Here is an 18,022-nt window from a genome sequence, read left to right as displayed (position 1 = left end):
GTCGTCCATGCGTTCGAGCACGTTGTAGGTCATCTCGGTGTTCTCCTCGAACAGTTGCCGCGGGTTCGCGTAGTTGGTGTCGGTGTACGCCGCGAAGTGGAAGACGACGTCCACGTCGGAGGTGATCACGTCGGCAACGTCGGCGGGATCGGTCATGTCCGCTTCGATGAATTCAACGTCGTGGGGGACGCGCTCGCGGGTGCCCTTCGAGAGGTCGTCGGCGACCACCACGCGGTTGTCGGGCGCGAGCAGCCCCGCGAGGTGCGAGCCCACCAGGCCCGCCCCGCCGGTGACCAGCACGCGCTTGTCCGAAAGCTCCATACCCCGAACTCTCCGGACGCCAGTAAGTGCATTCTGATTCGGCGGCCGCGGTTCGGCGCGCGCCTCGCGGACGGCGTCGCGGATCGATGCGCACCGTCGCCGTTACGAAAACCGGCGGCGGACCGCCGGCGCTCGACGAACGTTGAAGCGTTCGGGGGGCGTACCACTACCGACACCGTCCGGCCTCGGACGGCACCCCATGTCGCTGAAAGACCTCATCCGGGAGATCGAGGGTCGCCGAAAGACGGTGACCGTCTTCGCGCACGAAGAGGACCCCGAACTGGGGAGCTACTTCGACGACTGGCATGTCGCCGTCGAGCACGAGCCGCTCCCCCGGGACGACTACGAGGGGTTCATCGTCGTGAGCGAGGGCGACAGGTACCTCGGCAGCGTGGGACTGGGCGCGGTGACGGCCCTGGAATCGCCGCGAATATGCGATCCCGGCGACCGCGAGCTCGCGGAGGCCGATCTCCACTACCTGCTCGAACTGCTCGACGACACCCTGTTCACCTCGTTCGACCGCCGGCGGATGCTCGCCGCCTCGCGCGAGTTCGAGGACCGGGCGGCGCGGGTCGGACGCGGGACGCTGTACGCCGGGTTCCAGTCGCTGTCGGCGATGCGGGCGCAGATTTCCGTGTACCGCGGCCTCGGCTCGATCGCCGGACTCTCGGTCCGCGTCTACGGGCGGGCTGACTGGGAACCGCCGGCGATTCCGGGCGTGACCGCACACCGGATCGCGGACGACGCCGACGAGGCCGACGTGTGGTTCGTCACGTACGACGGGGGCGGGAACCCGCTCTACAAGTGCGCGCTGGTCGCCGAGGAGGTGCTGCCGGGGACCTTCTACGGCTTCTGGACGTACGACCCCGCGCTGGTCGACCGCGTCGTCGACTGCGTCCGGGGCGACGTGGCCGACGACGCGGTCGGCGAAAACGAAACCCCCTAAGCCGCGGGGGGATTCGGTTCGCGCATGCAGGGAGAACCCGAGGTCGCCGTCCTTCGACTCGGCCACCGACCGGGCCGCGACGACCGGATGACGACGCACGTCGGGCTCACGGCGCGGGCGCTCGGAGCGGACCGGGTGCTGTTCGCGGGCGACGCCGGCGGGTCCGAGGAGACGGTCGCCGACATCACGGACCGCTTCGGCGGCCCGTTCGAGGTGGAAGTCGTCGAGTCGCACCGCGCCCTCGTCCGCGACTGGGAGGGGTCGGTCGTCCACCTGACGATGTACGGCGAGCGCGTGCAGGACGTGGAGGCGGCCATCCGGGACGCCCACGCCGAGGAGCCGCTGCTCGTCGTCGTCGGGGCCGAGAAGGTGCCGTTCGAGGTGTACGACGCCGCCGACTGGAACGTCGGCGTCACGAACCAGCCGCACTCCGAGGTGGCCGCCCTCGCCGTCTTCCTCGACCGCCTGTTCGAGGGGCGGGAGCTCGACCGCGAGTGGGCGGGGGCCGAGCGGCGAGTGGTTCCCCAGGAGACGGGAAAGCGCGTCGAGGAGGTCCGGGCGACCGAGGAAGGCGGAGAGGGAGCGGAGCGGTCCGGGTGAATCGGCCGATCCGAGTGAGTCGGCGCGCGGTCGGGGAGGGCGCTCCGCCTCGGTCTCGGTCTCCGTCTCGGTCTCGGTCGTCGCAGATCGCGGCGCGGCCCTTTGGATCGCGGCGCGATTCTCGAACGCGACGCCGGATTCTCAACTCGCGGCCCGGCGGGGGACGGTTCTCTTAGCCGAAATCGGATAAAAACTCCGGCGAGTACGCTTTCGCATGAGCGTCACGCAGTCCCTCGTCGAGGCCGCGACGTTCGTCGGCGAGATGACGTGGAAGACGTGGTGGGCGCTGGTGCTCGGGTTCACCGTCGCGGGAGCCGTCCAGGCGTTCGTCAGCCGGGACGAGATGGTCGACGTGCTCGGCGGTGGCGGGTTGCGCGAGATCGGGCTCGGCTCCTTCTTCGGATTCCTCTCGTCGAGCTGTTCGTTCGGTGCGGTCGCGACGACGAAGTCGCTGTACGAGAAGGGCGCGTCGCCGGTGGCGTCGCTCGCCGCCTTCCAGTTCGCGAGCACGAACCTGGTGATCGAGATCGGGCTCGTCATGTGGATCCTGCTCGGCTGGCAGTTCGTCGCGGCCGACTTCTTCGGCGGGGTCGTGCTCATCCTCCTGCTCGCGGCGATCTTCACGTACGCCGTCCCCGACTCGTGGTTCGAACGCGCGCGCGAACACGTGCGCGACCTGGGTGGCGAAGGGGGCCACGGTCACGGCGACGACGAGTGGGCGCGCGAGAGCGACTGGACAGACAAACTCGCGACGGTCCGCGGCTGGAAGCGGACGTTCAGAAACGCCATCGACGAGTGGTCGATGCTGTGGACGGACATCGCGGCCGGGTTCGTCGTCGCCGGTCTCATCAAGGCGTTCGTCCCGCGGTCGTTCTGGACGCGGCTGTTCACGCTCGCGCCCGAGGGCACGGCGGCGTGGGTGTTCCTCGGCTGCGTGATCGGCGTCGCCGTCGGCGTGCTCACGTTCATCTGCTCCGTGGCGAACGTCCCGTTCGCGCTCGTGCTCTGGCAGAACGGCATCCCCTTCGGGGGCGTGATGTCGTTCATCTTCGCCGACCTCATCGTGCCCCACATCGACAACATGTACCGGAAGTTCTACGGCCCGCGGCTGGCCGCCGCGCTGTTCGCGTCGATATTCGCGGCCGCCGCGCTCTCGGGGGTTGTCGTCCACTACGCCTGGGCCGGTCTCGGACTCATCCCCCAGCAGGGCCACGTCGGCGGCACCGCGCCGAGCGGCTACACGACCGTTCTCAACGTCGTCTTCACCGTCGTGTTCCTCGCGCAGGTGTACGTGGCGTTCTTCGAGTCGGGCGGCGAGCGCGAGGAAACCGCGGCCGCGGACTGAGACCGTCGCCCGATCCCGGCGGTTTCCGTTGACGGAACAGTTTTGGTCGACGGGTCGAAATCTGCGGTGTGACCCGCGGAAATCCCTTCGAGGACGCCCTCTCCGTCTTCGCCGAAACGGAGGACCCCTTCGCGCCGCTGACGACGACAGAGGTCGCCGACGCGCTCGGCTGCTCGCGGCGGACGGCGTACAACAGGCTCGAACGGCTCGTCGACCGGGGCGAGCTCGCGACGAAGAAGGTCGGCGCTCGCGGACGGGTGTGGTGGCGGCCGCCCCGCGGCGCGGGCGGACCGTCGCGGTCCGGAGCGGGGTCCGATCGGCGCTCCCGGCGGGAGGAGCTGTATCGCGTCACCCTCGAAAACCTCACCGACACGGTGCTCGTCACGGACGACGGGGGCGAGTTCACGTTCGTCTGCCCGAACGTCCACCACATCTTCGGATACGCGGCCGACGAGGTCCGGGAGCTGGGGACCGTCGACGCGCTGCTCGGCGGCGACCTCTTCGCCCCGGAGGAGCTCCGAAATCGGGGCGTGATCCGGAACATCGAGCGCACGGTGACCGACGCAGAGGGCGACGCGCACGACCTCTTGATAACGGTCAAGTCCGTCTCCATCGGAGAGGGAACCGTCCTGTACGCCTGTCGCGACGTTACCGGTCGGAAGCGGCGCGAGCGGAAGCTCCGGCGCGAGCGGGAGCTCGTCGAGCACATCTTCGCGGCGAGCCCGATCGGGCTCGGAGTCGTCGACGCCGACGGGCGCGTCGTGCGGGCGAACGCCCGCGCCGAGGAGATGATAGGGGCCTCCGAAAGCGAGTCGCTCGGCGAGTGGAACGTGCGGGACCTCGACGTTCGAGACGCCGACGGGGCGCCCCTCTCCGACGAGGACCGTCCGACGCACCGCGCCCTGAAAACGGGGGAGCCGGTGTACGACGCGGAACTGGCCGTCGACGGAGGCGGCGGCCGGACGTGGTTCTCGGTGAACGCCGCTCCCCTCCCGGCGCGGGACGGGGAGCCTCGGCGGACGATCGTCGTCGCCGAGGACGTCACGGAGCGAAAGGAGCGAACCCGCCGGCTGGAGCGCCAGCGCGACGATCTCAAGCGCGAACTCGACGAGGCGTTCGAGCGGATCGACGACGCGTTCTTCGGGCTCGACGAGCGGTGGCGGTTCACCTACGTGAACGAACGGGCCGAACGCCTCCTCGGAAAAACCGAAGCGGAGCTACTCGACAACCGCCTCGGGGAGGAGTTCCCCGAGGCGGTCGGCTCGACCTTCCACGAGGAGGCAGAGCGCGCGATGGCCGACCAGCGGCCCGTGACGTTCGAGGAGTACTTCCCGCCTCTCGACGCCTGGTTCGAGGTCCGAGTGTACCCCTCCGAGACGGGACTGTCGGTGTACTTCCACGACGTCACGGAGCGGAAGCGCCGGGAGCGGCAGCTCGACCGCCAGCGCGAGCGGCTCGCGGCGCTGAACAACCTGAACGGGGTCGTCCGCGACATCAACGAGGCGCTCGTCAGACAGTCGACCCGCGAGGAGATCGAGCGGACGGTCTGCGAGCGACTCGCCGCGTCGGACTCGTACCGGTTCGCCTGGATCGCCGAAGTCGATCCGAAGGAGCGGTCGATCCGGCCGCGGGTGGAAGCCGGCGTCGACGGCTACCTCGACGAGATCCCCCTCTCGGTCGAGTCGGACGATCCGACCGGCCGCGGGCCGGTCGGCAGGACCGTTCGGACGAGGAAAACGCAGGTCAGCCAGGACGTGTTCGCCGATCCCGACTTCGAACCGTGGCGCGAGTACGCCGAAAAGTACGGATACCGGTCGGTGGCCGTGGTCCCGATCACTCACGAGGACGCCCTCTACGGAATCCTGGGCGTGTACGCCCGCCGGACCGCGGCGTTCGCCGGGGAGGAACGGGAGGTGATCGGCCAGCTCGGGGAAATTATTGGTCACGCCATCACGGCGATCGAACGCAAGCGGGCGCTGATGAGCGACGACGTCGTCGAGGTCGAGTTCCGCCTCCGCGACGTCTTCGAACCCCTGGATCCCCCTGCGACGGACAGCCGGGTCGCCTTCGATCGGACGGTGCCCGTCGGCGACGGGACGTACCTGATGTACGGGACCGCGACCGACGAGGCGATGGACGCGCTGAACGCCCTCGCCGAGCGGCTCCCCCACTGGGACGAACTCTCGGTGATCCGGCGCGAGTTCGGCGAGGTATCGTTCGAACTTCGCCTCTCCGAGCCCCCCGTGATCTCGGTCGTCGCGTCCTACAACGGCTTCATCGAGGACGCGAGAATCGAGGACGGCGACTACCACCTGACCGTTCACCTGCCGCCCAGTGCGGACGCCGGGTCGATCATCGACGCGGTCCGGAACGCGTATCCGGCCGTCGAGATGGTGACGCGGCGGCGGGTGACGCGTCGAAGCGGATCCCCGAACCGGATCGAGCGGGCGTTCGCGGAGGAGCTGACCGACCGCCAGCGGACCGCGCTCGAAGTCGCCTACCGCTCCGGTTTCTTCGAGTGGCCCCGCGACTGCTCCGGCGAGGAGGTGGCCGACTCGCTCGGCGTCAGTCCGTCGACCTTCCACCAGCACGTCAGACTGGGAGAGCGGAAGCTCGTGGGCACCGTTTTCGGGGACCCGTCGGCAGGTTGAACCCAATATTTGCGGGACTCCGCTTATGCGGTTTCGCCGGAACAACCCGTACGAGCGTTCCCCGATGCGACTCGATCTTCCTCAGGTGCGAACTGAGGTCGAGACCGCGTCGAATCGGAAGGGACGGAAATCGGAGGTACGACAGTGAGATCCAGGAAATTACGCCGAAACGAGACGCTGGAGGACTGTCCGCGGTGCGGCCGCGAAACGGTTCATCGCGTGGCGCTGAAACTGAAACAGACGTCAACCGGTGGCGATGTTTCCCCGGAAAACGTCAAATTCGCCCGCAAACCCGTGCGCACCACCGCCTGTCTCGAGTGCGACGCGCGCTCTCGAACTCTCCGAGACCGTGACTGACGGCCGATCGTCCCCCGAACGGTGGCGGGTTTCGCTGCCGTCCAGCCTCTTCCCGTTCTTCGGGCCGTAGGGCGGCGGCCGCGCCCGACGCCGGCGCTTCGATTCGCAGTGACGAGACCGAAGCCGGGCCCGGGAGGTTCGCGCTCTCTGCCGTCGAGGAGGACGGACGCGCGGGATGGGCGCATCCGGTGGGTTTAAACGCCTTTGCGGCGCACCTAGTGGCAATGGCTTTTGAGGACCTGCTGAACGACCCTGTCATCCAAAAGTACCTCCACGAGCTGGTTGGACCGACGGGGATGCCGGTCGCGGCCGCGCCGCCGGACGGCGAGGTCACAGACGAGGAGTTGGCGGAGAAGCTCGACCTCGAACTCAACGACGTCCGCCGGGCGCTGTTTATCCTCTACGAGAACGACCTCGCCTCCTACCGGCGCGTCCGCGACGAGGACTCGGGGTGGCTCACCTACCTGTGGACGTTCGAATACGAGAACATCCCCGAGAACCTGGAGGACGAGATGTACCGCCTCCTCGACGCGCTGGAGGAGCGCGAGGAGTACGAGCGGACCCACGAGTTCTACCTCTGTGAGGTCTGTTCCATCCGCTTCGAGTTCGGGGAGGCGATGGACTTCGGCTTCGAGTGCCCGGAGTGCGGGTCGCCGCTGGAGGCGATGGACAACGCCCGTCTCGTCGAGGCGATGAACCGGCGCATCGACGAGCTGCGGGACGAGCTGAACGTCGACGTCACGGGCTGATGGTCGTTCTCGCAACGAAGTGTTACGTCGAAGGCGACGCCCGCGAGCGGGCGCTCGACAGCCTCGGATCGATGGTCGAAAACGACCTCGGCGGGCTCGATGTCGAGTACGAGGTCGGCGTCCGCCGCGACGAGTTCGTCGCGGTCACGGTCTCCGGCGAGGACGAAACCGTCGCGCGCAACCTGCTGCGCGAGCGGTGGGGGGAAGTCCCCTCCCACCTGGAGGAGGGCGAGACCTACGTCGGAACGCTCGAACGGTGGGACGACGAGGGGTTCGTCCTCGACGCCGGACGCGAGATCCGGATCCCGACCGAGGAGCTCGGTCTCGGGCCGGGGTCGGCGAGCCAGATCCGCGAGCGGTTCGGACTGGTTCAGCACGTTCCCCTCCGGTTCGTCTCCGGCAGCCCCGCCCGGCTGGCCGACGAGGAGCGGGACCGCCTGTACGACTGGAAGCGCGGGCCGGGGCGCGTGAACGTCAACAGCGCGACGAGGGGGGAGGTTCGGGCGACGGTGAACCGCGCCGGGCACGCCCGCGACATCGTCACCGTCGAACGGCTCGGCCTGCTCGAACAGAGCGTCGTCTGCGCCGAGAACACCGACCCGCCGGGCCTGCTGGCGAGCATCGGGCGCTACCTCCCGGCCGAACTCCGCTGCGTCATTCCATGAACCGTCGGCTGGTCCTCGGCGTCGCCGCGCTCGCCGGTCTCCTCCTCGTTTCGGGGTGCACCGGACTGTTCAGCCCCGAGCCGATCAGCGACGAGCAGCTCGACGCGTCGCCCCCGGAGGGGTACGACTACGAGGCCGGATTGAGCAGCGACGTCGACGCCCACATCACCCTCACGGAGAACGCGAAGTTCCTCGCCGTCTATCGGATCCCCGGCGACAGGAACGAGATCGAACTCTACCGGAACGACGGTTTCGGCGGCCGGGACGCGATTCCCGTCTCGGCGGTCAGGTACCGGTACCCGAACGGGACGGTCATCACGGGGTCCGCGATCGAAGAGCGCGGCGGGGGGATCGAGCGCACCCGCGACGCGGTGACGGTGACGCTGCCGACGGATCGGCCGCGGGGACAGCCCGGAAAGCTCGCGTTCACCTCCGAGAGCACGCCGAAGCGGTTCACCCTGCCGACGTTCGTCAAGGGGTCCTACGAGATCGTCCTGCCGCCGGACCGGCGGGTCGACTTCTTCCTGTTCGGCCGCGTCGTCCCCGGCGGCTACGAGCGAGCGATCGACGACGGGAGCAGGGTTCACCTCACCTGGGACGACGTCCAGACCGACGCGGTTCTCGTGCAGTTTTACCTCGAGCGCGACCTCGGGATCTTCGGCGGCATCGCCGGGCTGCTGGGCGTCGTCGCGGTCGGCGGGCTGTTCTACTACCGCCGGAAGATCGAGAGGCTCAAAGAGCAGCGCAGGGACCTCGGACTGGACGTGGACACGGACGACGACGAGTTCGAACGGGGTCCGCCGCCGGGGATGAAATGACGGGGGCCCCGTCGCGGATCCGGCTCGTACCGCCGATCCGCGGACCTGAGTCGCGCCGGCGCGCCGCGGATCCCCCTCGCCTCGCCGGCCGCCGAACCCGCCGGTGGCGGCGACCCGAAGGATCGAGGGCTGCGACCGGCGGAGGCGGCGGCCGCCACCGGAGGAACCGGCAGACGGTCCGCCGGACGGCGCGCTTTTACCCGCCACCTCCCTCTGTCCGGGTATGCGAGTAGCGGTGGTCACCGTCGGCGACGAACTCCTGGCCGGCGACACGGTGAACACGAACGCGACGTGGCTCTGCGGGCGGCTGACGGAGCGCGGCGTCCGGGTCGAGCGCGTGACGACGGTCCCCGACCGCGTCGCCGACATCGCGCGCGTCGTCAACGAGTACCGCGCGGAGTACGACGCCGTGATCGTCACCGGGGGGCTCGGTCCGACGCACGACGACCTGACGATGGAGGGCGTCGCGGCGGCCGTCGGCCGGGGGGTCGAAGAGCACCCCGACGCCGTGGAGTGGCTCACCGAACACGGCGGGTACGCCGCCGAGAACCTCGCCGAGGGGACGACCCACCTCCCGGCGGGGGCGCGGATGCTCCCGAACGAGGTCGGGGTCGCCCCCGGCGCGGTCGTCGAATCCGTGTACGTCCTCCCGGGCGTCCCGAAGGAGATGAAGGCGATGTTCGAACTGATCGAAGGGGAGTTCGAGGGGACGCCGACCTACTCGGAGACGGTCGTCACGAGCGAACCCGAGAGCGGACTGCTCGACCGGATCCGGTCGGTCCGCGAGGAGTTCGACGTTCGGGTCGGCAGCTACCCCGGCGAGAACGTGCGGCTGAAGGTGACCGCCGCGGACCCCGACACGGCGGCCGAGGCGTCGGCGTGGCTGCGCCGGCGGGTCGAACTCGCGGAGGAGTAGCCCCTACCTGTAGAGGTAGAGCAGCCAGACGAGGGTGAAAAGCAGGCTCGCGATCAACACGACGGCCCCGGTCTCCGCGATGGGGAGGGACTGCCCGGACGTCTCCAGCGGTATCATGTGCGACGCTAACTCGGGGAGGTGCTTAAGCTTTCAATTCCGGCGACGCGGGCGAAGCCGCGCTCGGCCGCCCCGACCCGCGGCGCTTTTCCGCCGCCGCGTTCCACGACCGCGTATGCGCATCGGCGTCGTGGTCAACCCCGTCGCGGGGATGGGCGGTCGGGTCGGACTGAAGGGCACGGACGGGAAGGTCGAGGAGGCGCGCGCCCGCGGGGCGGAGCCCCGCGCCCCGGAGCGCGCCCGCAGAGCGCTCCGGACGCTCGCCGACGCCGACCCCGGCGCGGAGCCTCTCGTCTACGGGGGACCGATGGGCGAGGACGCCGCGCGCGATGCCGGGTTCGATCCCGAAGTCGTCGGCGAGCCGGCCGACCCGGAGGAGACGACCGCCGACGACACGAAGCGCGCCGTGGAGCTGTTCCTCGAACGCGGGGTCGACCTGGTGCTGTTCGTCGGCGGAGACGGCACCGCCGCGGACGTCGCCGAGGCGCTGGACGGCGCGGACGGTGCGTCGAAGGGCGCGGACGGTGCGTCGAAGGACGCGGACGAAGCGCCTGCGCCCACCGACACCCCCGTACTCGGCGTCCCGGCCGGCGTGAAGGTGTACTCCTCCGTCTTCGCCGTCTCGCCCGAGGACGCCGGGCGCATCGCGGCGACGTTCGACCGCGCGGAAAAGCGCGAGGTGATGGACATCGACGAGGACGACTACCGCGAGGGCGAGGTCCGCCCCGAACTCCGCGCGGTCGTGTCCGTCCCGGTCGCGGAGGACCTCCAGTCGTCGAAACAGCTCGGGGGCGGTACGGTCGAGGCGCTCGCGGCGGGGTTCGCGGACGGGGTCGAACCGGGAACGACGTACGTGCTCGGTCCCGGAAGCACCGTCGGCGCGGTGAAGGAGGCGCTCGGGTTCGAGGGGTCGCCCCTCGGCGTCGACGTGTGGCGGGACGGCGAGGTGCTCGTCCGCGACGGCGGCGAGGCGGAGATACTCGACGCGCTCTCCGACCGCAACGTGATCGTCGTCTCGCCCATCGGCGGTCAGGGGTTCGTCTTCGGGCGCGGCAATCCCCAGCTCTCGCCGGACGTGATCCGCCGCTGCGAGGTCGAGATCGTCGCCTCGCGCGCGAAACTGGACGACGTCGGGGTGCTCCGCGTCGACACCGACGACCCCGACCTCGACGAGGAACTGCGCGGGTGGACGAAGGTCCGGGTCGGCCGGTTCGAGCGCCGGATGATGAAAGTCGAGTGAGCATTCGAGAGCCGGGTTCGCGTCCGCCCGCCTCCTGGAATCATCACGTATAATGACTACGCTCTTCGGCTGTCACGTATAAGCAGCATACAGTGAAGATTAAGGTCATTGCAGGGGTAGGGGTTCGCATGGAAACGCGGAAGGTCCAGCGGCTCGGACCGTCGACGCTTGCGATGACGCTCCCCGCGGAGTGGGCGAAGGAACACGGCGTGAACAAGGGCGACGAGGTCTCCATCCGGATGGGCGGAAAGGGGACGCTCACGGTGCTCCCGGAGTCGGCGAGCACGGAGGACTCCGAGGCGGTAATCCACGCGGACAACCTGGACGCCGACGCGCTCGAACGCGCCATCGTCGCGCAGTACGTGCTCGGTCGGCGGGTCATCCACGTCCAGCAGGACGAGGGGGCCCTCGACAGCGAGCACATCAACGCCGTCTACAAGGCGGAGACGCAGCTCATGGGCCTCGGCGTCATCGAGGAGACGCCCGAGAGCATCGCCATCCGGTGTTCGGTCGACCCGGAGGACTTCACCCTCGACAACCTCTTAGAGCGGCTAGAGAACACCGGGAGCACGATGCGCGGCGAGGCGGTCAAGGCGCTCGCGCACGGCAACCCCGACCTCGCACAGCGCGCGCTCAACCGCGAGCGGCAGGCGAACAAGATCTTCGTTCTCCTGCTCCGGCTGATCTTCACCGCCTACCAGAACCCCAACCTCTGCCGCGCCGTGGGGCTGGAGTCCGGCTTCCCGCTCATCGGGTACCGGTCGGTGGCGAAGAACCTCGAACTCACCGCCGACAACGCCGAGGACATCGCCGAGATCGTCCTCAACACCGAGAGCCACACCCTCGACATCGACTCGGCGACCATGCGGCGCATCCGCGAGTTCACCGACCAGGTCGACGAGATCACGGCCAAGGCGGTGCAGTCGGTCGTGGACCGCGACTACGACCTCACCGTCGAGGTCCGCCACCTCTTCCGCGAGATCAGCGACCGCGAGAAGGACATCCTCAACGACCTGCCGGAGATGTCGAACACGGAGCTGCTCCAGATCCGCGAGGTGCTCGTCAGCCTCCAGCAGACCGCCCAGTACGCGATGCGAAACGCCGAGATCGCCGCGAACCTGGCGCTGAACGACGAGAGCGAGCACGTCACGATCACGTAGGGGGTCGCTTCGGGGAGTCGCTCCGGAGGACCGCCCTCAGTCGGCCGCCGCGTCAGCGGCGTCGGACGCGGCGACCCCCCCGCCCGATTTTCGCCCCGTCAGCGGATTTCGCCGCGAGATCTCGCAGTCGAACGCGGGGTGCTCGCCGAAGTGACGGATCAGCATGTGCCGCCGCGACCCGGTGATGCCGGTTCGGCCGACGTCCTCGGCGGTGAACTCCTCCGGCAACCGGTCGTACAGCCGTCGCAGGGCCTCGAAGGTCTGGAACACCTTCGCGTTGCCCGTCGAGTCCGCGCCGCGCCGGGAGACGACGTAGCTGCCGTCCTCGCGGTACTCGCCCGCCGTGCGGAAGAACTCCCGCTTTTCGGTCAGGGCGGAGCCGATCGCCTCCTGCAGGTCGGCGGCGTCGGCTCTCGACAGTTCGCACGTCCGTTCGCCCATCCGGACCAGAATCGTTTCGCCGTCCGTCGCTATCGACACCGCGGTCTCATCGCGGGAGAAGAACTCGATCAGGAGACTGGGTACTCCGTGGCATACGACTCAGATATGATCCGTTTCGAATAAAACTCTATCGACGGACGCAGCATTCGCGGCTCGCCGGGTCGCGTCCGTCGGCCGGTGGGTTCGGAAGCCGGTCGGAGAGCGGGAAACCGGGGCGGTAATCCGCCGTTTATCGCTCTCTCGCTCGTAACAGTCTCGGAGTAGACAATTACTGTCTGTCGGACGATACCCGGTAATTATGTCCGATAAGAGTGTAGCGTCTTCTATGAACCTATTCGACCTGAGCGGTTTCCAGCGAGACTTGCTGTACGTGATCGCCGGCTTCGAGAACCCCTCCGGCCAGGACGTGAAGGAGGAGCTCGAGCGGTACCTCGACGAGGAGATCAACCACGGGCGGCTGTACCCCAACCTGGACACCCTCGTCGAGAGGGGCTACGTCGAGAAGGGGCAGATCGACCGCCGAACGAACTCGTACCGGATCACCGACTCGGGCCGCCAGCAGTTGCAGGATCGGCGCGAGTGGGAGGACGGGTACCTGCAGGCCGAGGCGCTCGCGAGCTCCTGACCGGCGTCCCCGATCCGACGGGCGAACCGCCCGACCGCCCTCGAACGGCGATCCGACTTCCGTTCTGAGCGTCCCTCTCGCGTCGCACTTCGGTCCGGAGAGGCCGCCGAGCGGGGGTCGAATGAACTAAGTACGCGCCCTCGAACCCACGGATATGGCGACTGACGTGGCCCAGTCTGACATGGGTATCGGGTTCGCGGCGATCTTCTCGCTCCTCACGCTCGGCGGGGCGCTGGTGCTGCTCACCGCGGGGCTCGCGGACGCGCAGCTCACCGCGGCGTGGGGGTTCGCCGCCGCGATGGTCGCGGCGGCCATCGCGGTCGTCGGGACGCAGGTGTACTGGGACTGAGCGAACGGGTAACCGTTAATATCGACAGTCGCTTAGGGACGAGTCGGATGACGGAATTCACCGAGGAAGAACAGCGGATTATCGCCTACCTCCGCGAGAGCGTCTCCCGCGGCGAGCGATATTTCCGGGCCAAAAACATCGCCGACGCGATCGGCCTGTCGGCGAAGCAGGTCGGCGCGCGCCTCCCCCGACTCGCGGAGAAGTCCGACGAGGTCGAGATCGAAAAGTGGGGCCGCGCGCGCTCGACCACGTGGCGCGTCACGCTGAGCTGACACCCCTTGCTTTTTACTGTCGCCCGCCAACCCGTTCCCATGACCGTCCGTGTCCAACGGACCTTCGAGTTCGACGCCGACCCCGAGCGCGTCTGGTCGTTCATCGCCGACCCCCGGAAGCGCGCCGAAGCGATCAGCGTCGTCGAGGACTTCGAGGTAGATCCCGACGACGGCCGGAAGGCGACCTGGCACATCCGGCTGCCGATCCCGCTGATCGACTCGACGGTGGCGGTCGAGACGGAGGACGTGACCCGCGAACCCCCGCGGTACGTGAAGTTCGTCGGCCGCTCGCGCGCCATGCGCGTGACCGGAGAGCACACCGTCGAGGCGTCCGACGGCGGCTGTCGCCTGCGGAACCTGTTCGTCGTCGACGGGCGGCTCCCGGGGGTCGAACGGTTCTTCAAGCGGAACCTGAACCGCGAACTCGACAACCTCGAAGCGGCGCTTCGGGCGGAACTGGAGCTGCCGGCATGAAACTCGCGCTCGCGCAGGTGAACCAGACCGCCGGGAACGTCGACGACAACCTCGAACGCGCGGAGCGTGCCGTCGCCGACGCCGCTGCCGACGGGGCCGACCTCGTCGCGCTCCCCGAGCTGTTCACCGTCGGGTACTTCGCGTTCGAATCGTACGCCCGCGAAGCGGAGGGGCTCGACGGCCCGGCGTTCCGCCGGCTCGGCGACCTGGCGGCGGAGCACGGCGTCGGCCTCCTGGCCGGCAGCCACGTCGAGGATCTCGAAGCGAGCGCCGAGGCCGGGTACGAGACGCCGGACGATCAGGGGCTCGCGAACACCGCGGTGTTCTTCGACCGGACCGGCGAGCGCCGGGCGGTGTACCGCAAGCACCACCTGTTCGGCTACGAGTCCGCCGAGGCCCGCCTCCTGACCCCCGGCGAGCGGCTGGAGACGGTCGACTTCGAGGGGTTCAGGGTGTGCATGACGACCTGCTACGACCTCCGCTTCCCGGAACTCTACCGCGACTTCGCGGAGAAGGGCGCGACGCTCGTCCTCGTCCCGAGCGCGTGGCCGTACCCCCGCGTCGAACACTGGACGACCCTCACGCGGGCGCGGGCCATCGAGAACCTCTGTTACCTCGGGGCGGTCAACGGCGCGGCGACGTTCGAGGACGCGACGCTGCTCGGCCGCTCGACGGTGTACGACCCCTGGGGCGTGCCGCTCGCCAGCGCCGGCGACGAGCCGACCACCGTCGTCGCCGAGATCGATCCGGACCGCGTCGATCGGGTCCGCGACCGGTTCCCGGCCTGGATGGACCGCCGGCGCTGACGGGCGGGAAGGCCGAAGCGGCCGACGACGACCGCCCCCGCCGCGGCGACGACCCGGACGGCCGCGGAGCCGACGTGTGACACTCATCGCCGTGCGTCGTTCTGACACGCGCGATATTCCGACGCCGGAGGGTTTATCCGCGAAGCCGCCGAACTGTCCACCGCCGGCTGATCGGCGCTTTTCTCGTCGACACCGGCAAACCTGCCGCGCCACGCCACGCCGCAGTGTTCGGGGTCCACTGTGGTTTCGCCGACCGGCCGTCGATCCGGCCCGACGCCACGGCATTCGCCCCTGAGCCCGGCAGGGGCGTACCTTCCGCACTTCCGGCCGCCGTCCGCGTCGCTTTCAACCCGCCTCCGTCCGCTCCCTTTCGCTTTCGTACCTTCCGTTCCTTCCGCCTCGTCCGCCTTCCGCCGCCGCCCGCCGAGCCGTCGCCCCGCGCGGCGTCACAGCTCGATCAGTTCGCCGCGCTCTGCCGACTCGTACACCGCCGCCATCGTCCGCACGTCGATCAGCCCGTCCTGTCCGTCGGGTTCGGGCGGTTCGCCCGCGAGGAGACAGTGCGCGAAGTAGTCGAACTCCTTCCGGATCTCGTCGACGGCCGGCCCGTCGACTTCGACCCGCGAATCCGCCGCGTCGACCGTCACGCGTCGCGAGCGGGCGCGGTCGAACGCGCGTTCGACCTCGATTCGCCCCTCCGTTCCGAGGACGGAGATCCGGCTGTCGCGGAAGCCGTCGAAGTTCGCGGTGAACGAGCCGGTCACGCCGTCGGGGAACGAGAGCCCGAAGGCGACGTGCGCCTCGACCTCCGCGAACGGCCCAGCGCCGCTCGTCACGCCGGTCGCCGACACCGGGTCGGCGTCGAGGAGGAACCGTCCCGCGTTCAGGGGGTAGACGCCGACGTCCATCAGCGCCCCGCCGCCCGAAAGGTCCGGGTCGAGCCGCCACTGGTCCGGCCCGCGCAGCTCGCTTATCACCCGGATGGAGAAGTCGCCGTGCAGCTGGATCGGTTCCCCGACGCCGCCGTCGCGGACGAACTCGCGGAGCCGGCGGAACGTCGGGTCGACCTGCATCCGGTAGGCGGTCATGAGCGGCACGTCCGCCTCCTCGCACGCGTAGACGAGGCTCTCGGCGCGCTCGACCGTCGCCTCCAGCGGCTTCTCGCAGAGGACCGCTTTCCCCAGGTCGGCCGCGGTTTCGACGTGCGGCAGGTGGAGCGCGTTGGGCGTGGCGACGTACACCGCGTCGTAGGCGTCGCGGGCGACGCCGTCCGCGTACTCGTCGTAGGTGATCCCGCGCGCCGCGCCGACCTCGTCGGCGACCGCCCTCGCCTTTTCGGCCGAGCCGCTGACGAGGGTGGTGGCCTCGCAGTAGTCGGCGTCGGCGATCGACGGGAGCACGACCCGCCGCGAGAAGTTGCCGAGGCCGACGACGGCGAACCGGACGGTCCCGTCCGCGCCCGCGTCCCAGTCGCGGCGCGCGAGGTCGTCCCGAAGTTCTCGGAGCATCACGGCTAGATCCTCGCGCGGCCGGGGAAAAGAATCTGCGGCCCGCGGAACCGGCGAGTGGACGAACCGGCCGCCCGTCGGTCCGTCTCGCTCACTCGGACGTCCCGCCTAGTCGTCCTTCGTCTTGATGTCCGCGGAGAGCCCCTGGGCCATCTGAATCTCGTAGCTGTTATTCAGGGTCCACGCCGTCCGCTCAGTGACGGCTTCGATGACCTCGCGGGCCGACGGGTAGCCGTTGCCGGACTTCTTCACGCCGCCGAACGGCAGTTGCACCTCCGCGCCGATGCACGGGAGGTTCCCGTAGGCGAGCCCGACCTCCGCGTGGTCGCGGTAGTAGTTGATCTCGCGGTAGTCCTCCGAGACGATCGCGCCGGCCAGCCCGTAGTCCGTGTCGTTCTGGATCTCGACCGCCTCCTCGACGTCGCCCGAGTACTTCAGCAGCGCGACGTGGGGACCGAATACCTCCTCGTGGGTGCAGCGGAGGTCCTCGTAGGGGTCCGCCTCGTAGACGAACGGTCCCACCCAGTGACCGTCCTCGTGGCCCTCGGGGATCTCGCTGTCGTCGAGCTCCGTCCGGTCGACGAGGACGTTCACGCCCTCCTTCTTCGCCAACTCGTTGTACTTTCGGACCTTCTCCTTGTGACCGGCCTCGATCAGCGGCCCCATGAACGTGTCCTCGTCCAGGGGATCGCCGACCGAGACGCTTTCTGCGATCTCGACGAACCGCTCTTTGAACTCGTCGTACACCTCCTCGTGGACGACCAGGCGCTCCGAGGAGACGCAGCGCTGCCCCGTCGTTTTGAACGACGACATCACCGCCGAGTGGACGGCGGTGTCGAGGTCGGCCTCGGCCGTGATGACGATGTTGTTCTTGCCGCCCATCTCGCAGGCCGCGAGCTTGCCGGGCTGCTGGGCGACCTTCTGGGCGACCTCGTGGCCCACCTCGGCCGAGCCCGTGAAGAGGACGGTGTCGACGTCGTCGTGGTCGACGAGCGCCGCGCCCGCGTCGCCGAAGCCCTGGACCATGTTGAAGACGCCGTCGGGGATTCCGGCGTCCTCGAACATCTCGGCGATGATCTGCCCGCACCACGGCGTCTGTTCGGCCGGCTTCCAGACGACCGTGTTGCCCTCGACGAGCGCGACGGCCATGTGCCAGAAGGGGATGGCCACGGGGAAGTTCCACGGGGTGATGCACCCGACGACCCCGCGGGGCTTGCGGCGCATGTAGGCGTCCTTGCTGGCGATCTCGCTGGGGACGACGTCGCCCTTGGGGTGCCGCGCGTCGCCGGCGGCCCACTCGACCATGTGGTACGCCTCGATCACGTCCGCCTTGCCCTCCGAGATCTCCTTGCCGCACTCTTTGGTGACGATCTCGCCGAGCTCGTCGGTGCGCTCGCGGAGCTCGTGGTAGATGTCCCAGAGGTACTCCGCGCGGTCGACGTACGAGAGCTCTCGCCACTCGTAGAACGCCTCGTCGGCCGCCGCCACCGCGGTCTCGACGTCCTCGGGGGTGGCGCGCTGGAAGGTGCCGAGAGTCTCGCCGGTGGCGGGGTTCTCGCTTTCGAACGTCTCCGTGCCCTCGCCGGCGGTCCACTCGCCGCCGATGTAGTGTCGGTGTACGTCTCCCGTTTGCTGGCTCATGCTGTGGTAAAATTTGCGCGA

20 protein-coding genes are annotated in these 18,022 nt (G+C 69.0%); 16 read left to right on the top strand and 4 right to left on the bottom strand.

Annotated features, from left to right (window positions below; genetic code table 11):
- Positions 1 to 321, bottom strand: a 321-nt coding sequence (locus CNO20_RS19395; protein WP_143423294.1) for an NAD-dependent epimerase/dehydratase family protein, incomplete at its 3' end; no start/stop codon positions are given.
- Positions 322 to 520: 199 nt separating this feature from the next.
- Here CNO20_RS19395 and CNO20_RS19390 point away from each other — a divergent pair.
- From CNO20_RS19390 to CNO20_RS19345, 11 genes are all read left to right on the top strand, one after another.
- On the top strand, positions 521 to 1,267 hold the full coding sequence (locus CNO20_RS19390) for a sensor protein (protein ID WP_101297850.1): 747 nt from the start codon (positions 521 to 523) through the stop codon (positions 1,265 to 1,267).
- Positions 1,268 to 1,291: 24 nt separating this feature from the next.
- Positions 1,292 to 1,867 (top strand): tRNA (cytidine(56)-2'-O)-methyltransferase, encoded by a 576-nt coding sequence (locus CNO20_RS19385; RefSeq protein WP_101297849.1) that lies wholly within the window; start codon positions 1,292 to 1,294, stop codon positions 1,865 to 1,867.
- A 214-nt stretch (positions 1,868 to 2,081) separates the two neighbouring features.
- A complete protein-coding gene (locus CNO20_RS19380; protein ID WP_101297848.1) occupies positions 2,082 to 3,212 on the top strand; it encodes a permease in 1,131 nt (376 codons plus the stop codon).
- A gap of 68 nt (positions 3,213 to 3,280) precedes the next feature.
- A complete protein-coding gene (locus CNO20_RS19375) occupies positions 3,281 to 5,863 on the top strand; it encodes a bacterio-opsin activator domain-containing protein (RefSeq protein WP_101297847.1) in 2,583 nt (860 codons plus the stop codon).
- A 144-nt stretch (positions 5,864 to 6,007) separates the two neighbouring features.
- A complete protein-coding gene (locus CNO20_RS24550) occupies positions 6,008 to 6,220 on the top strand; it encodes a DUF7835 family putative zinc beta-ribbon protein (RefSeq protein WP_449405051.1) in 213 nt (70 codons plus the stop codon).
- A gap of 224 nt (positions 6,221 to 6,444) precedes the next feature.
- On the top strand, positions 6,445 to 6,969 hold the full coding sequence (locus CNO20_RS19370; RefSeq protein WP_101297846.1) for a transcription factor: 525 nt from the start codon (positions 6,445 to 6,447) through the stop codon (positions 6,967 to 6,969).
- Positions 6,969 to 7,634 carry a DUF2110 family protein gene (locus CNO20_RS19365; RefSeq protein ID WP_101297845.1) on the top strand — a complete coding sequence of 222 codons (666 nt, stop codon included), beginning with the start codon at positions 6,969 to 6,971 and terminating at the stop codon, positions 7,632 to 7,634. The genes CNO20_RS19370 and CNO20_RS19365 overlap by 1 nt, the downstream gene beginning before the upstream one ends.
- The gene (locus CNO20_RS19360; RefSeq protein WP_101297844.1) at positions 7,631 to 8,452 is read left to right on the top strand and encodes a DUF5803 family protein; all 822 of its coding nucleotides are present in this window, start codon (positions 7,631 to 7,633) and stop codon (positions 8,450 to 8,452) included. Before CNO20_RS19365 ends, CNO20_RS19360 begins: the two co-directional genes overlap by 4 nt.
- Before the next feature lie 223 nt (positions 8,453 to 8,675).
- Entirely contained in the window at positions 8,676 to 9,368 is a 693-nt protein-coding gene (locus CNO20_RS19355) for a competence/damage-inducible protein A (RefSeq protein WP_101297843.1), read from the top strand.
- A gap of 232 nt (positions 9,369 to 9,600) precedes the next feature.
- Positions 9,601 to 10,725 carry an ATP-NAD kinase family protein gene (locus CNO20_RS19350; protein WP_101297842.1) on the top strand — a complete coding sequence of 375 codons (1,125 nt, stop codon included), beginning with the start codon at positions 9,601 to 9,603 and terminating at the stop codon, positions 10,723 to 10,725.
- A gap of 128 nt (positions 10,726 to 10,853) precedes the next feature.
- Positions 10,854 to 11,885, top strand: coding sequence for a phosphate signaling complex PhoU family protein (locus CNO20_RS19345; protein WP_101297841.1), 1,032 nt, complete (start codon positions 10,854 to 10,856; stop codon positions 11,883 to 11,885).
- 36 nt (positions 11,886 to 11,921) lie between these two features.
- Here the strand turns inward: CNO20_RS19345 and CNO20_RS19340 are convergent, their stop codons facing one another.
- Positions 11,922 to 12,365 carry a DUF7528 family protein gene (locus tag CNO20_RS19340; RefSeq protein WP_199174929.1) on the bottom strand — a complete coding sequence of 148 codons (444 nt, stop codon included), beginning with the start codon at positions 12,363 to 12,365 and terminating at the stop codon, positions 11,922 to 11,924.
- 286 nt (positions 12,366 to 12,651) lie between these two features.
- Here CNO20_RS19340 and CNO20_RS19335 point away from each other — a divergent pair, with 286 nt between their 5' ends.
- The 5 genes from CNO20_RS19335 to CNO20_RS19315 all read left to right on the top strand — a co-directional run bounded on the left by CNO20_RS19335 (position 12,652) and on the right by CNO20_RS19315 (position 14,852).
- Complete coding sequence (locus CNO20_RS19335; RefSeq protein WP_101297840.1) at positions 12,652 to 12,951, top strand: PadR family transcriptional regulator; 300 nt, start codon at positions 12,652 to 12,654, stop codon at positions 12,949 to 12,951.
- 154 nt (positions 12,952 to 13,105) lie between these two features.
- The gene (locus CNO20_RS19330) at positions 13,106 to 13,300 is read left to right on the top strand and encodes a DUF7525 family protein (protein WP_101297839.1); all 195 of its coding nucleotides are present in this window, start codon (positions 13,106 to 13,108) and stop codon (positions 13,298 to 13,300) included.
- Between the two features lie 47 nt (positions 13,301 to 13,347).
- A complete protein-coding gene (locus tag CNO20_RS19325; protein WP_101297838.1) occupies positions 13,348 to 13,572 on the top strand; it encodes a DUF7123 family protein in 225 nt (74 codons plus the stop codon).
- Positions 13,573 to 13,611: 39 nt separating this feature from the next.
- Complete coding sequence (locus tag CNO20_RS19320) at positions 13,612 to 14,046, top strand: SRPBCC family protein (protein WP_101297837.1); 435 nt, start codon at positions 13,612 to 13,614, stop codon at positions 14,044 to 14,046.
- A complete protein-coding gene (locus CNO20_RS19315; RefSeq protein ID WP_101297836.1) occupies positions 14,043 to 14,852 on the top strand; it encodes a nitrilase-related carbon-nitrogen hydrolase in 810 nt (269 codons plus the stop codon). Before CNO20_RS19320 ends, CNO20_RS19315 begins: the two co-directional genes overlap by 4 nt.
- Before the next feature lie 446 nt (positions 14,853 to 15,298).
- On the opposite strand, the gene gfo6 is transcribed toward CNO20_RS19315, so the two are convergent.
- Together gfo6 and CNO20_RS19305 are read right to left on the bottom strand one after the other, a co-directional pair.
- Positions 15,299 to 16,360, bottom strand: a complete 1,062-nt coding sequence (gene gfo6, locus CNO20_RS19310) for a D-xylose 1-dehydrogenase Gfo6 (RefSeq protein WP_101297835.1) — start codon at positions 16,358 to 16,360, stop codon at positions 15,299 to 15,301.
- A 108-nt stretch (positions 16,361 to 16,468) separates the two neighbouring features.
- Positions 16,469 to 18,001, bottom strand: coding sequence for an aldehyde dehydrogenase family protein (locus CNO20_RS19305; RefSeq protein ID WP_101297834.1), 1,533 nt, complete (start codon positions 17,999 to 18,001; stop codon positions 16,469 to 16,471).
- Between the last annotated feature and the right edge of the window lie 21 nt (positions 18,002 to 18,022).

Source organism: Halegenticoccus soli, from assembly GCF_002844195.1.
Lineage (GTDB): Archaea > Halobacteriota > Halobacteria > Halobacteriales > Haloferacaceae > Halegenticoccus > Halegenticoccus soli.
Note: the sequence above shows the minus strand (reverse complement) of the source record. Positions and strands in the feature narration are given on the sequence as shown.